The following is a 13,180-nucleotide window of genomic DNA, read 5'->3' as shown; positions in this document are numbered from 1 at the left end:
GCGCCGCTGACATACTGGCGGGTATGAAGCGGATCGACGGACGTGCGCTCGGCACCTGGAGTCTCCGCCTCGACGCGATCTACTGCGCGCTGCTCGGCGGCGCCGTTGCGCTGAGCGCGTCATCGATCGCGCTGGTCGTCGCGATTCCGCAGCCGCTCATCGTCGCCGCCGGAGTCGCGGTCGTGCTGTGGGCGGGCCTCGTGCTCTGGATGCTGGCGCGGCTGCGCATCTGCACCGCGCTGCGCACCGTGATGGGCGTGAACATGCTCGCCGCGCTCCTCGTCGCGCTCTGCGCGATTGCCGCGGGAACGCTCCTCGCCGTCGTCGCCGTGTTCGCCGTGGCGATCGACATCGCGATCTTCGCCGCCAGCCAGGCGCTCGCGCTGCGCACCCTCCCGACCGCGCGCACGGCGTGACCGAACGCAGCGTCGACCTCGCCTACCCGTTCATCGGCCGCTGGCTGGTGCAGAACAGCCCCGCCGATCGTGTGCCCAGCCATGGCACGACGCTGTTCGCGACGTCGTACGCGATCGACTTCGTGCCGGTGGACGCCGCGGGGCGCACTGCCCGATTCACCACCGCATCCCTGCTCCGCCCGGAGCCGCCGGAGCACTTCCCGGGATTCGGGCGCCCGATCCTCGCCCCGGCCGGTGGAAGGGTGATCGCCGTGCACGACGACGAGCCCGACCACCGCGCGCACCGAGGGTTCCCGTCTGTCGGCTACGCCCTCGCCCAGCGCCGCCGCATCGCCGAAGGGTGGGTCGCACTCGCCGGCAACCACGTCCTGCTCGAGACCGGAGGCGTCGTCGTCGCACTGTGCCACCTGCAGCGGGGGAGCATCGACGTCCGCGCCGGTGACATCGTGCGCGCCGGGGTGCCGCTCGCGCGCTGCGGCAACTCCGGCAACAGCACCGAGCCGCACCTGCACGTGCAGGCGATCAGCACCGCCGACGTCGCCCGTGCCGAAGCCGTCCCGATCACCCTGCAGGGCGGGCTCCCGCGCAACGGAACCGTTGTCGACGTCTGAAAGCCCCTTCCCGCCCCGTCCTCCGACGGTGGGGCCTACCGGCATCGCCGTCGGGTACGGCGGTTGCCGCTACCTCACGGCCTGGAGGACCTACCGACCGCGTCGCCCGAGCGCCGGGCCGCCGGAGTACTGGCGACCGCGCACACCGCACTGAACGTCGTCAGGAGTCCGACAGCACGAGCCGGCAGCGGTGCGCGGTGACGAACGGCTCGAGGAGGCCGAGGAGGCGTTCTCACTCGTGCTCGCGCCGATCGAGGGCGAGACGCCGTCGCACCGCACCGGTCAGTACGTCGCGATCGCCGTCGACCTGCCAGACGGATCGCGGCAGCCCCGGCAGTACACGATCTCGTCCGGACCGCGCGGCGATGCGCTGCGCGTCACGATCAAGCGTGTCCGCGGGGTGGACGGCGCCCCGGACGGACAGGTCTCCAGCTGGCTGTTCGAGAACGCGCAGCCGGGCACCGTGCTCGACGTCTCGCAGCCTCCGGCGACGTCGTGCTCGACGACACCGAGCGGCCGCTCGTGCTCGTCTCGGCCGGCATCGGGATCACCCCGGTCGCCGCCATCTTCGAGGATCTGTCCCGGCGCCGGCCGCGGCGCACCGTGCGCCTGTTCCACGCCGACCGCGCGCACGACACGCACGCGCTGTACGCCTCGCTGCGCCGTCAGGTGCTCGCCATGGACGACGCGCGGGCGCAGAACTGGTACGAGACGGATGCCGAGCTCGCCCCCACGCTGTATCCGGCACTGCCCGGCTACATGGACCTCGCCGACGTCGACGTACCGGACGACGCCACAGTCTTCATGTGCGGCCCGCTGCCCTTCATGCGTGCGTCGCGCGCGACCCTGCTGTCGCGCGGAATCCCGAGTGAGCGCATCCACTACGAGGTTTTCGGGCCGGACCTGTGGGCACAGCAGCCGGATGCCGCCTGAGCTGCCGGCCGTGAGCAGATTCGGGTGGCGCCGCCGCGGTGCCGGCGACCGCCGCCTCCGATGATCGGCAGACGAGGCGAGCGCCGGTACAGGCGCGCATCAACCCCCTCGCCCGCGGGGTGGAGCGGCCGCAGAGTGGTGTGCGAAGAGAGGAGCACACCATGGAGGACAGCGGTTCGATGCACGCCGAGCTCGGCGAGGACGGCCAGGGGGACATCTCCCCGGAGGACCTCTGAGCCGCCACCGTATGTCGCCCGGATTCCCGAGCGTTGTCCGTTCAGCGAGATCAGGTGATCATAGGGTCATGCGCTGTTCCGCGTCGCACCACCCGGACGACGAATCCGAACCACCGCTGTGATCCTCGTGATGACGACGACCCGGCGGCCGCTGCTGCGCGCGCCGCGGCCGACGTGGGTGCTCTGCGCGGCGGCCCTGCTCTGCCTGTCGATCGCATTGTCCGCGGCGGGCACCCCCGATCACGGATGGTGGCGGCTGTACTTCAGCCGTCTCGGCATGACGGGGGATCTCTCCAGCGGCTTCTTCAACGGCGGGCTCATCGTCAGCGGCATGGTCATCGCGGCCTCGGCGGTTCCGCTGCGCGCCGTCCTGACCGCTTCGGCGACTCTCGCGGGCCGGATCCCCGCGCTGCTGTCGCTGGCGGTGGCCGGCCTCGGCGCCAGCCTGAGCGGCATCGGGCTGTTCCCGCTGTCGGTGGATCCGCTCGCGCACGATCGCGCGACCAACGGCGTCGTGCTCTCGTTCGCGATCCTCCTGATCGTGCATCGCGTCGGGCTGTGGCAGGTGTCTCGGATGCTGCGGATCGCGACCCTGATCGCGGCGCCCGCGATCCTCGTCGGCATGGGGCTGCTGATCGCGGGCTGGATCACGCTGACGGTGTTCGAGATCGTCGCCTTCGGCGCGATCCTCGCCTGGGTTCACCTCTTCGAACGCGCCGTGGGCGGGCGGACGCGAGGGACGCGGAACAACGAAGGCGTCCGGGAGGGCACAGGGGAGCAGGAGACCGAGGGAGAACCATGTTCGAAGCCGACGTTCTCGATGTCGCGCAGCGCACATCGACGGGTGACATGCCCGCTGCCGGTCCGGTCGACGAGCTCCTGCGCACTGCGCATGATCGGTACGCCGGGCATGACGAGAGCACCGTCGCCGACTACATCCCGGCGCTGGCCAGAGCGAATCCGGAGTGGTTCGGTCTGAGCCTGGTCGGGGCCACCGGCACCGTGCACGAAGTGGGCGACGTCGACGTCGCGTTCACCATCCAGCCGATCTCGAAGGCCTTCGTCTTCGCACTGGCGTGCACGGCGATCGGGCACGCATCCTCGCCGGCATCAGCCTGCTCGCCGCGATCCCGGCATCCTGCCTGCCCAGGTATCGCCCGGGCGAGATCCCGGCGCCGGACGAGCACGAGGAGCCGAAGAGCGCCTGACTCGCCGTCGCGGCCGGCGGAGTCAGACCGAGTCGGGCGGCGTGAGCGGCGGCAGCGCAGCTGCGCTGGTCACTGTCGCCGCCCGCTTCTCCGCGTGGAACGCGTCCGCGAGAGCGCGGACGACGTCCGACGTGGTCGAGACGCCGTCGGCCGGCGGATGCCAGAACCGCACCGTCGCGATCACGCGCTCGGGCGAGACCGCCTGGACGATGGCCGCGGGGTCCGAGACCGACGGGGACGCCGTGCCGGCGACACCGGTGAGCCTCGCGAGCAGCGCCTCGACGGTGTCGTCGTCGCGCCGCTCCATCCGCACCTGCACCTGACTGCGGCCCTTCCCGTGCGAGGAGAGGTTGACGACCGAGTCGGAGAGCAGCTTGGAGTTGGGCACGTGCACGGTCGCACCGTCCGCGGTCACCAGGATGATCGCGCGGGCGTTGAGCTCGGTGACCGTGCCGGTCATGGCGCCGTCCGGGGTGTCCACCTGCACGATGTCGCCGACCTCGACGGTGCGTCGCGACTGGATCATGACGCTCGAGGCGAAGTTGTCGGCCGTGCCGCGCAGCACCAGCACGATGACGACGCCGACGAGGATGACCACCGCGAGCACCGGCTGGATGTTCGCGCCGAGGATCGCGAGCGCCAGACCGATGCCGAACGCGATCGTGAGGTACTCGGCGCCGCGGGCGACCGGCTGCACGTATCCCTCCGGCATGTTCGGCACCCGGTTCAGCAGGGCGGCCATGCCCTTGTGCACGAAATGGGCGGCGATCCATCCGAGGATGACGATGATCACGGCGGCTACCAGCTGCCACCACTGGACACCGGCGAACTGTGCGGAGAGGTCGGGCATGGAGTGCCACCTTTCATGCCATGCGGAGGCGCGGCCCGGTCTGGGCCGCACCTCCGCGGTGGCTGCTAGCCGAGCAGCTTCGCCTTGGCGGCGTCGAACTCGGCGTCGCTGAGCAGGCCCTGCTGCTTGAGCGTGGCGAGCTTCTGCAGTTCGGCGACGACGTCGGTGCCGCCGTCGGGGGCCGCAGGCGCGGCCGGTGCGGCGGGCGCCGCGGGCACCGGTGCCGCGTACTGGGCGGCGGCGGCCTGCGCGGCCGCGTCGATCTGCGCCTGCTGCTGGGCAGCCTCGTACTGCTGCTGCTCGTACTGCTCCTGCGCCTTGCGCTGCTGGCGGTTCTCCATCGCGCCCGAGACAGCACCTGCGGTACCGGCGACGACAGCGGTGCGGGCGGCGAGGCCGACGAGGCCCGGGCGTCCGAATCTGCGGATCATGGGCATGTCAGACTCCTTCGTTCTCGATGTGATCGATGAGCGCGTTGACGACGGGCGCGGGGATGCGCTCGTGCCGCAGCACGACGCCACCGGATGCCGCGAAGCGGCGAGCGAGTTCGCGCTGATAGGTCATCTCCAGAGCCACCAGCGCGGCGGAGCCGCCCGGCGGCACCAGTTCGGCGAACTCGGCGATGTCCTCCTCGCCGGTGATGCCGGACGCGGCCAGCGCGATGTCACCGAGATCGAGTCCGTCGGGGTCGTCCTCCACCTCGACGACGGTCACCTCACCGGCATCCGACTTCGAGATGAGCAGGAAATCGACCAGACGCACCAGGCCCGTGCCGAGCATCTCCGTGAGGGCGTCGATCACCGACGCGTCCGGCTTGTCTCCTTCGAACCCCACGAGCGTGTACTCGAGCGGGCCGTAACGGAATTCAGTCACGCTTTCTTCCTTTCCTTTGAAGAGCGAGAGTCGTCACTTCAGCGCGAGACCCTTGAGGCGCAGAAACTCCTCACCGGAGATCTGGCCCTTGTCCAGCAGCGCCTGCGCTCGCGCGATCTCGTCGGCGGGGCTGCCCGTGGTCCCATCAGGGGCCGGAGCACCCGCATCGCGCGCGTCCTCTGCCGTCTCCGCACCGTTGCCGCGCACGATCAGCCAGATCGCGAGCGAGACCACGGGCAGGACGAACAGCAGCACGACCCAGACCGCCTTCGCCCAGCCGCTGAGCTCGTGCGTCATGAGGATCGTGCGCAGCACCAGCACCAGGGCGAACAGGTAGGAGACGACGACCGTCCCCCAGAGCAGGTAGCCGAGGAATTCCCAGATGTTCATGATCTGCCTTTCCACAGAAGGGGGTGCCGGACGCTGTCCGACACCCCCTTCGGATGCACTGCTATCGGAGGATGCCGATCAGGCGAGGGCCTTGGCCTTCAGCTTCTCGTACTCCTCGGTGGTGATGGTGCCGGCCGCGAGCAGCTTGGCTGCGTCGGCGATCTCGTCCGAGGCGCTCTTGCCGGCCGCCTGGCGGATGTAGGCGTCGGTGGCGTCCTTCGCCTGCTGCGCCTGCTCGGCGCTGCGCTCGGCCATGCCCTGACCGCGAGCGATCAGGTACACCAGCGCGGTGAGGAACGGCACGAAGATCAAGAAGATGATCCAGACCGCCTTCAGCCAGCCGTTGAGCTTACGGTCGCGGAAGATGTCCCCGATGATCGAGAACAGCACCATGAGGTAGGCGATGAAGAAGAACGCCCAGATCATGTACCAGAAGAAGTCCCAGAATCCCATTATTTGTCTCCCTATGTGAGGTTGTTTTTCGGGTGTTGCGAATCAGAAGCTGCCGATGCCCTTGCCGATGAGGTTCACGCCGATGACAAGGAGCAATACTGCCATGATCACGGCATTCTCCTGCACCAGCCACTCCCGGACTTTATCGAGCGTGTCGCGCAAGCGGTCGGCGGCGAGCAGGTAGCCGACGACGGGGATCAGCACGGTGGATGCGCCGAGGAGCACGAAGATGACGATCACGACGGTCTGCTCTCCGCCTGCGAGTCCTGCTGAGCCGATCGTCACGCCCGCGCTCACGGCGAGCAGCAGGTTCTTCGGGTTGACGGCGGAGAGCAGCAGCGCCAGGCCCGCCGCCTTGCCGAAGTTCATGGTGTCGATCGCCTTCATCCACGCAGGCATGGCCGGCTCTTCGCCGGCCTTGGGGCGCCCGCGCCACTGGCGGACGGCGAGCAGCAGCAGCCCCGCGCCCAGGACGATCTGGATGACGCCCTGGATCGGCTTGGATGCGTCCGGATCGTCGTCCGGGAGCACGGCCGACAGCAGGGTGAAGATCGTGACGGCCAGTGCGATGCCCACGACCCAGCCGAGCAGGAACCCGACACTGGTCGTGCGCGCCTTCGGCGAGAGCAGCATCAGGATCGCGGCGATGATCGGGATCGGGCTGACCGCCACGCCGATCGCAAGGGGGAGGATGTCGCCGATGACGGGACCCATGGCGTGACCTTTCAGTTGCGTGTGAGGGCCGTGACGGCCTCACGATTGGTCGGATACGAGTCATGGTCGCCGAGCAGATCGAGCTTCACGAGCCGGTCGTGGGTCTGTGGCCGCATCCGGCTGAACGCCAGTGACACCTCGTGCTGCTCGAGCCAGCTCTGCATCGACTCGAACGCCTCGGCGCCCGTGACGTCGATGTCGGTGACGGCCTCCATGTCGAGCACCACGTGCTTCACGGGCCCGTTGCCCGCGTCATCCGCCGACGTGACCGCCTTCTTCACCGCGTCCGTGAACACGGAGCCGTTGGCGAAGAACAGCGGCGCGGCCATCCGCACCACGACCACGCCGGGCGCGGTGACCGTGCCCTCGGGCGCCTCGTCGAGCAGCGACCGGGAGACCTGGTCGTCGACCTTGAGCACGTCGATCGCGGGAGTCGCCGCCCGCTTGGCCATGTTGATCAGCGCGAGGACGAAGGAGACCAGGATGCCGGGGATCGAGCCGACGAACAGCGTGACGAGGAAGCAGGCCGCGCCAATGGTGAACTCGAAACGGTCGGTCTTCCAGAGCTGACGGAACTCCTTGATGCCGAGAAGCGGGAGCACGGCGATGCCGACGATCGCGCCGATCGCGGGGTTGGGGATGTCGGCCAGCAGCGCGGTGCCGAACAGCAGGAGCAGCAGCGTGCCGACGGCGAGGACGATCGACGGCAGTTGGGTGCGGGCTCCGGCCTGATCCATCGCCGCGGTGCGGCTGGTGGACGATCCCATCACGAAAGAACCGCTGGCACCGGAGGCGACGTTCGCGACGCCGAAGGCGAAGAGGTCGCGGTTCGGGCTGGTCCGGTAGCCGCGTTTCTCGCCATAGGAGCGTGATACCAGCAGGCCCTCCGCGGCGGTGACCATGGTCAGGGCGAGGGCCGACGGGATGAGCATCGCCCAGGTGCTCCAGTCGAGCATCGGCCAGGTGATCGCCGGAGGTCCGGCCGGCACCTCGCCGAGCACCGACACGCCGGCGTCATCGGCGTGCGTGAGCAGCACGACGACGGTCGCGACGACCATGACCACCAGTGCCCAGGGCACGACGGGGGCGATGCGGCGTCCGAGAACCAGGATGAGCACCGCGCACACCGAGATCAGCAGCGACCAGATGTTGAGCGTGGGCAGCCCGGTGACCAGCCCGGTGAGCTTCTCGACGAACTCGCCTCCGGACTCGATCTTGACGCCCAGCATCTTCGCGATCTGCGAGATGAGGATGTCGAGGGCGAGTCCGCCGACGAAGCCGACGAGGATCGGCTTGGACAGGAAGTTCGCCAGGAACCCCAGCTTGAACACCGACATCAGCAGCAGCATGACACCGCAGATGATGGCCTGCGCGAGCGCCATGGTGGCGTAGTCCGCCGAACCCGCGGCGGCGAGCCCGCCGATCGACGACGCGACCAGGGCGGCTGCCGCGGCATCGGGCGATGCGACGAGCTGCCGGCTCGAGACCACGAGAGCCCAGATGATCGTCGGGACGACGAGGGCGTACAGTCCGGCCGTGGGCGGGAGCCCCGCGATCTGCGCGTATCCGATGTTCAGCGGGATCGCGATGGCGATCAGCGTGACTCCTGCGAGGAGTTCACGTCCGAAGTTCTTGCGGGTGAGTCCGGCAAGGGGACGCTGCACGGGGACCTCCTGGTTCGTCGTTCTGACGTAGCCGAGAGTATCGTGCGTCGCTCGCGGGCGTGCGTGATTTCGTCCCTATCGGGTGAATGCGCCGCGGCTCCGCGCGGCGTTCTACTCTGGATACATGGAGATGAAGGACGAGCGCAGCGACGCGGATCGCGCGGCGGACGCCGAGGAGGCGCTGCGCGAGGCCGACGCCGCCGTCGCCGCGGCGAAGGCCGAGGCGGTGCGCTGGGGCGGCACGGACAAGCGTCCTGCCGAACCCGCGGACCGGCACTGGTGAGCAGCCCGGACTGATACGGCCGCCGCCGCATCATCCGATCGGCTAGGCCCGGTCCACCCTGCCGGGCGATGCCGGACCGGCGGCGTACGAGAAGACTGGTTGTCCCGTTCCCGTCTGGAGTCCGTCATGCGCCGCTTTCCACGTAGAGTCCTCGTCGTCACCGGTCTTGCTGTCGCTGCAGCATCCGCGGTGGCCGCATGCGCGCCGGCCACGGCGCCGACACCGTCGCCCTCGGCCGCTGCGCCGACACCGAGTGCGCAGGACCGGCTGGATGCTGCGCTGCGCGATGCCGCCTGGCGGAACGACGTGGCGGCCGCGGCCGAGCTCGCGGGGCAGGGTGCCGACGTGAACGCCAAGGATGACACCGCGCAGTCGGCGTACCTGGTCGCCACCAGCGAGGGCCACCTCGAGCTGCTGCGGCTCACGCTCGCGAACGGGGCGGAGATCGACGACAAGGACCGCTGGAACGGCACGGGTCTGATCCGAGCTGCCGAGCGCGGCCACGGCTATGTCGTCGGGCAGCTGCTGCAGGCGGGGATCGACCGCGACCATGTGAACCGGATCGGCTACCAGGCCATCCACGAGGCGGTCATCTTCGGCGAGGACACCGAGACGTATCATCTGACGATCCGCACGCTCGTCGCCGGCGGCGCGGAGTTCGAGCGGCCTTCCGGCAGTGAGGGAGCCACCCCGCTGCAGATGGCCCAGCAGCGGGGGTTCGGGGGTTCCGAGGCGATCCTTCTCGCCGCTCGCGACGGCCGGGCGCCCAGCGATCCGGATGAGGCACTGCTGGCAGCCGCCGACGCCGGCGACGCGGATGCCGCGATGCTCGCCATCCGGGCCGGGGCCGACCTCGAGACGCGCGACGCCGAGCTGCAGCGCACGCCGCTGATGCACGCGGTGATGACCGACCGGGTCGAGGTCGCCCGGTTGCTCGTGGCGCTGGGCGCCGACCCCGATGCGTTCGACCACCGCAAGGACACCCCGTGGGTGATGACCGGCGTGACCGGCAGCGTGCGGATGCTGGAGGCGCTGCTGCCCGGTCAGCCCGATCTCACGATCCGCAATCGCCGCGGAGGTACGCCGGCGAATCCCGCAGCCGAGCGCGGCCACGCCGACTACATCGACCGCGTGGTGCAGCTCGACATCGACCTGAACCACGTGAACACCAACGGCTGGACGGCGATCCAGGAGGCGGTCGTGTTCGGCGGTGGCGACGAGAACGCGCAGCGCATCGTGAAGACCCTGCTCGCGGCGGGCGCCGACCCCGGCATCCGAGACGCCCAGGGCCGCACCGCCCTCGACAACGCCCGTCGTCTCGGCTTCGGCGACATCGCGGCGATCCTCGGCGGGTGATCGCGCCGCTCAGGCGGCTGACGCGCGCAGCATCCGGAGTACCTCCTCGGCAGTCACCTCCCGGCCGGTCTCGTCGGTGTGGCGCTGCACCCGTCGTGCGAGCTCGACCTGCTCGTCCCTGGTCAGCACGATGCCGTAGGCGCTCTCGAGCAGGTGCGCGATCCCGCCCTTCCCGGACTGCGAGTTGACTCGGATGACCTCCTCATAACCGCGTCCGATGTCGGCGGGGTCGATGGGCAGGTACGGAACCCGCCAGGAGATGTCGCTCTCCGTGCGCCCCTCTTCGGCGGCGCGAGCGCGGTGCTCGGCGAGCCCCTTCCGGATCGCATCCTGATGGGTGCCGCTGAACGCCGTGTGCACGAGGGCTCCGACGTAGGGATGCCGGGGGTGCACCTCGATGCGGTTGCAGTGCTCGACGGTGCGGCGGATCTCGTCGATGTCCGAGAAGTCGATCATCGGGTCGACGCCCTGCGCGTGCAGGTTCAGTGCGAGGGTGGCGAGGTCGACGTTCCCCGTGCGCTCGCCGTTGCCGAAGACGCATCCCTCCACGCGCTGCGCGCCGGCCAGGACCGCGAGTTCGGCGCAGGCGACGCCGGTGCCCCGGTCGTTGTGCGGATGGACGGAGAGGATGACGGCGTCGCGTCGGGCCAGATGCCGGTGCATGTACTCGATCTGGTCGGCGTACACGTTCGGAGTCGCGATCTCGACGGTCGCCGGCAGGTTGAGGATGACCGGGCGGTCGGGAGAGGCGTCCCAGAGCGCGGTCATGGCATCGCAGATCTCGAGTGCGAAGTCCGGTTCGGTCTGGTTGAACACCTCGGGGGAGAACTCGAACCGCACGTTCGGCAGATCGCCCGCCGTCCGCAGCACGTCGCGGCCACCGGCCAGGATCAGGTCGCGCAGTTCGTCCCGATCGCGGCCGAGCACGACGTCGCGCCAGACCGGCGCCGTCGCGGTGTAGAGGTGGATGACGACAGGATTGCGGATGCCGCGGATCGATTCGACCGTGCGCTCGATGAGATCGCGGCGCGCCGGGGTGAAGACGACGATCGTCACGTCGTCCGGCGCGATGTCCGTCGCCGCGATCAGGCGGACGAAGTCGAAATCGGTCTGCGACGCCGACGGGTAGCCGACCTCGATCTCCTTGTACCCCATCGCGACGAGGAGCTGGAAGAAGCGGCGCTTGCGCGCCGGATCCATCGGCTCGGCGAGGGCTTGGTTGCCGTCGCGCAGATCGACCGGCACCCACAGCGGTGCGGCGGTGAGGCGGCGCGACGGCCACATCCGGTCCTGCAGCGGGACGTCGACTCGGGAGAACACGTCGCGATAGCGGTGGGAGGGCATCTGCGAGAGGCGCTGGGGATTCCAGCGCGGGGCATCCTCGGGGATGGGACCGGACGGGGTGGACAGGGTGGGGAACGTGTTCATGGATCTCTTCCTTCGGTCGATGGTGTCGACCGGCGACGCCGAACCCCCACGGCGGGGGAGCCGGTCGTGTCAGGCCCCGCCGTGGCGGTGAAGAAGAAGAAGGGAACCCTGGGGAAGCATGGCTAGACTGTAACACAACTCCTCAGACAAGCAGAGAGGTGGGGGCATGGCGCAGGTAGTGCGTGAGACGTTGGCCGATCGGGCGGCGCAGCTGCTGCTCGAACGGATCGGGTCCGGGGAATGGGCACTCGGCGAGCGACTGCCAGGCGAGACGACCCTGGCCCCGCAGCTCGGCGTCGGACGCTCCACGGTGCGCGAGGCGATCCGGCAGCTCGCGGGGCGGGGCGTGCTCGTGACCCGGCAGGGCGCAGGCGTGTTCGTCTCGGCGCTCGAGCCGCGCGACGACTGGGATCAGGTGCTCCGCCGCGCAGACATCCTCGCGGTCATCGAGACGCGCACGGCGATCGAGAGCGAGGCGGCCGCGCTCGCCGCGCGCCGGCGCACCCCGGCGGACGTGCGCGTGCTGCGCCGCGCGCTGTCGGCCCGGGACGTGTCCCGCCCGCAGGAGGGCGACGGGAACCCGCGGGTGCTGATCGAGGGACACGTCGACGCGGATCTCGCACTGCACCGGGCCATCGTCGCGGCGGCGCACAACCCGGTGCTCGCGGAGCTCTTCGACGCGCTCACCCCGCGCCTCCGCCTCGCGATGATCGACATGCTGCGGATGCGCCCCTCCTTCGGAGATGCACCGGACCATGACGCGCACGCGCAGCTCGTGGAAGCCGTCGCCGGCGGTCAGGCGGATGCCGCAGCGGCTCTCAGCCGCGCGCACCTCGCTGGTCTTGCCCAGGCGCTGGCATGACGGCGCCCGAGCCGCCGCCGGTGGCGACGGCGGCGCGACCGGCATCCTTGACGGAGGCTGAGCGTGGGCCTTCGTCCGCGACGACGGCGAGGTGCGAGCCCGCATCTGCGGCGTCTGCCGTCCTCGAGCTGCGCGACGTGCACTTCCGGCGAGGCGGCCGCCCCATCCTCCGTGGCATCACGGTCACCGTGCGGGCGGGCGAGAGGTGGGCGCTGCTCGGGCCGAACGGTGCGGGCAAGAGCACGATCCTGAGCTTCTGCGGGGCCGTGTCGCATCCGAGTGAGGGAACCGTCGACGTGCTGGGCAGCAGGATCGGCCGGGTCGACCTGCAGACGCTGCGCCGGCGGATCGGGCACGTGAATCCGCGGCATCCGCTGGACTCGCCGCTGTCGGCGACCGAGGTGGTGCTCACCGGCCTCACCGGAACGGTGGAGACGCCGATGCGCTGGGCGCCGCAGGCCGACGAGGTGGAGCGCGCGTGGGAGATGCTCGACGTCGTGGGGCTCGGCGATCGCCGGGAGGCGAACTGGTTCACGATGTCCCAGGGTGAGCGCGGCCGGGCGCTGATCGCCCGAGCTCTGGTGATCCGACCCGACCTGCTGCTTCTGGACGAGCCGACCACAGGACTCGACGTCGCGGCCAGGGAGCAGTTCCTCGAGACCGTGGACGGACTCGTCCGGCATGACCCGGAGATGACCAGCATCCTGGTGACGCATCACCTCGAGGAGCTGCCGGAGACGACCACGCACGCCCTGGTCATCTCCGACGGGGCGGTGGTCGCAGCCGGCGCCGTCGACGAGGCGCTCACCACCGAGACGATCTCCCGGGCGTTCCGGCATCCGATCGAGGTGGCGAAGGATCGCGGGCGCTGGTCGGCGCGGGCGGGACGGGCGGGCTGAGCTT

At 70.0% G+C, this 13,180-nt stretch carries 17 protein-coding genes and 1 pseudogene; 10 read left to right on the top strand and 8 right to left on the bottom strand.

Features of this window, described 5'->3' with window-relative positions:
* Positions 1–23 precede the first annotated feature (23 nt).
* The 6 genes and pseudogenes from DY023_RS14655 (at position 24) to DY023_RS18395 (ending at position 3,404) form a co-directional block, all read left to right on the top strand.
* Positions 24–416, top strand: coding sequence for a hypothetical protein (locus tag DY023_RS14655; protein ID WP_116243066.1), 393 nt, complete (start codon positions 24–26; stop codon positions 414–416).
* A complete protein-coding gene (locus DY023_RS14650; RefSeq protein WP_116243065.1) occupies positions 413–1,027 on the top strand; it encodes a M23 family metallopeptidase in 615 nt (204 codons plus the stop codon). The genes DY023_RS14655 and DY023_RS14650 overlap by 4 nt, the downstream gene beginning before the upstream one ends.
* A gap of 495 nt (positions 1,028–1,522) precedes the next feature.
* A complete protein-coding gene (locus tag DY023_RS18310) occupies positions 1,523–1,960 on the top strand; it encodes a ferredoxin reductase domain-containing protein (RefSeq protein ID WP_245958723.1) in 438 nt (145 codons plus the stop codon).
* A gap of 366 nt (positions 1,961–2,326) precedes the next feature.
* A complete protein-coding gene (locus DY023_RS18305; RefSeq protein WP_147303311.1) occupies positions 2,327–3,175 on the top strand; it encodes a DUF998 domain-containing protein in 849 nt (282 codons plus the stop codon).
* Positions 3,133–3,231, top strand: a pseudogene (locus tag DY023_RS18300) (hypothetical protein); the annotation flags it as partial. The gene DY023_RS18305 and the pseudogene DY023_RS18300, both read left to right, overlap by 43 nt.
* 41 nt (positions 3,232–3,272) lie before the next feature.
* Positions 3,273–3,404 carry a hypothetical protein gene (locus DY023_RS18395; protein ID WP_281271944.1) on the top strand — a complete coding sequence of 44 codons (132 nt, stop codon included), beginning with the start codon at positions 3,273–3,275 and terminating at the stop codon, positions 3,402–3,404.
* 22 nt (positions 3,405–3,426) lie between these two features.
* On the opposite strand, the gene DY023_RS14625 is transcribed toward DY023_RS18395, so the two are convergent.
* The 7 genes from DY023_RS14625 to DY023_RS14595 form a co-directional block, all read right to left on the bottom strand.
* Complete coding sequence (locus tag DY023_RS14625) at positions 3,427–4,254, bottom strand: mechanosensitive ion channel family protein (protein ID WP_116243062.1); 828 nt, start codon at positions 4,252–4,254, stop codon at positions 3,427–3,429.
* Positions 4,255–4,319: 65 nt separating this feature from the next.
* Positions 4,320–4,691, bottom strand: a complete 372-nt coding sequence (locus DY023_RS14620) for an SHOCT domain-containing protein (protein ID WP_116243061.1) — start codon at positions 4,689–4,691, stop codon at positions 4,320–4,322.
* A gap of 1 nt (position 4,692) precedes the next feature.
* On the bottom strand, positions 4,693–5,127 hold the full coding sequence (locus tag DY023_RS14615) for a DUF6325 family protein (protein WP_116243060.1): 435 nt from the start codon (positions 5,125–5,127) through the stop codon (positions 4,693–4,695).
* A 33-nt stretch (positions 5,128–5,160) separates the two neighbouring features.
* The gene (locus tag DY023_RS14610; protein WP_116243059.1) at positions 5,161–5,517 is read right to left on the bottom strand and encodes a hypothetical protein; all 357 of its coding nucleotides are present in this window, start codon (positions 5,515–5,517) and stop codon (positions 5,161–5,163) included.
* A 78-nt stretch (positions 5,518–5,595) separates the two neighbouring features.
* A complete protein-coding gene (locus DY023_RS14605; RefSeq protein WP_116243058.1) occupies positions 5,596–5,970 on the bottom strand; it encodes an SHOCT domain-containing protein in 375 nt (124 codons plus the stop codon).
* Positions 5,971–6,012: 42 nt separating this feature from the next.
* Positions 6,013–6,684: a GAP family protein gene (locus DY023_RS14600; protein WP_116243057.1), complete on the bottom strand. Its 672-nt coding sequence runs from the start codon at positions 6,682–6,684 to the stop codon at positions 6,013–6,015.
* Positions 6,685–6,695: 11 nt separating this feature from the next.
* The gene (locus tag DY023_RS14595; protein WP_116243056.1) at positions 6,696–8,348 is read right to left on the bottom strand and encodes a SulP family inorganic anion transporter; all 1,653 of its coding nucleotides are present in this window, start codon (positions 8,346–8,348) and stop codon (positions 6,696–6,698) included.
* Between the two features lie 124 nt (positions 8,349–8,472).
* Here DY023_RS14595 and DY023_RS18075 point away from each other — a divergent pair, with 124 nt between their 5' ends.
* Both DY023_RS18075 and DY023_RS14590 read left to right on the top strand, forming a co-directional pair.
* The gene (locus DY023_RS18075; RefSeq protein WP_181905860.1) at positions 8,473–8,631 is read left to right on the top strand and encodes a hypothetical protein; all 159 of its coding nucleotides are present in this window, start codon (positions 8,473–8,475) and stop codon (positions 8,629–8,631) included.
* Between the two features lie 99 nt (positions 8,632–8,730).
* The gene (locus tag DY023_RS14590) at positions 8,731–9,987 is read left to right on the top strand and encodes an ankyrin repeat domain-containing protein (RefSeq protein ID WP_245958722.1); all 1,257 of its coding nucleotides are present in this window, start codon (positions 8,731–8,733) and stop codon (positions 9,985–9,987) included.
* Positions 9,988–9,996: 9 nt separating this feature from the next.
* Here DY023_RS14590 and DY023_RS14585 read toward each other — a convergent pair whose 3' ends face one another.
* A complete protein-coding gene (locus DY023_RS14585; RefSeq protein WP_116243054.1) occupies positions 9,997–11,415 on the bottom strand; it encodes a 2-isopropylmalate synthase in 1,419 nt (472 codons plus the stop codon).
* Positions 11,416–11,581: 166 nt separating this feature from the next.
* Between DY023_RS14585 and DY023_RS14580 the strand changes: the two genes are divergently transcribed.
* On the top strand, positions 11,582–12,277 hold the full coding sequence (locus DY023_RS14580) for a FadR/GntR family transcriptional regulator (protein ID WP_116243053.1): 696 nt from the start codon (positions 11,582–11,584) through the stop codon (positions 12,275–12,277).
* Positions 12,274–13,176: an ABC transporter ATP-binding protein gene (locus DY023_RS14575; protein WP_116243052.1), complete on the top strand. Its 903-nt coding sequence runs from the start codon at positions 12,274–12,276 to the stop codon at positions 13,174–13,176. Before DY023_RS14580 ends, DY023_RS14575 begins: the two co-directional genes overlap by 4 nt.
* The last annotated feature ends 4 nt before the right edge of the window (positions 13,177–13,180 follow it).

Source organism: Microbacterium bovistercoris (genome assembly GCF_003387575.1).
In the GTDB taxonomy this organism is placed as follows: Bacteria; Actinomycetota; Actinomycetes; order Actinomycetales; family Microbacteriaceae; genus Microbacterium; species Microbacterium bovistercoris.
This window is presented reverse-complemented; position numbering and strand designations above follow the sequence as displayed.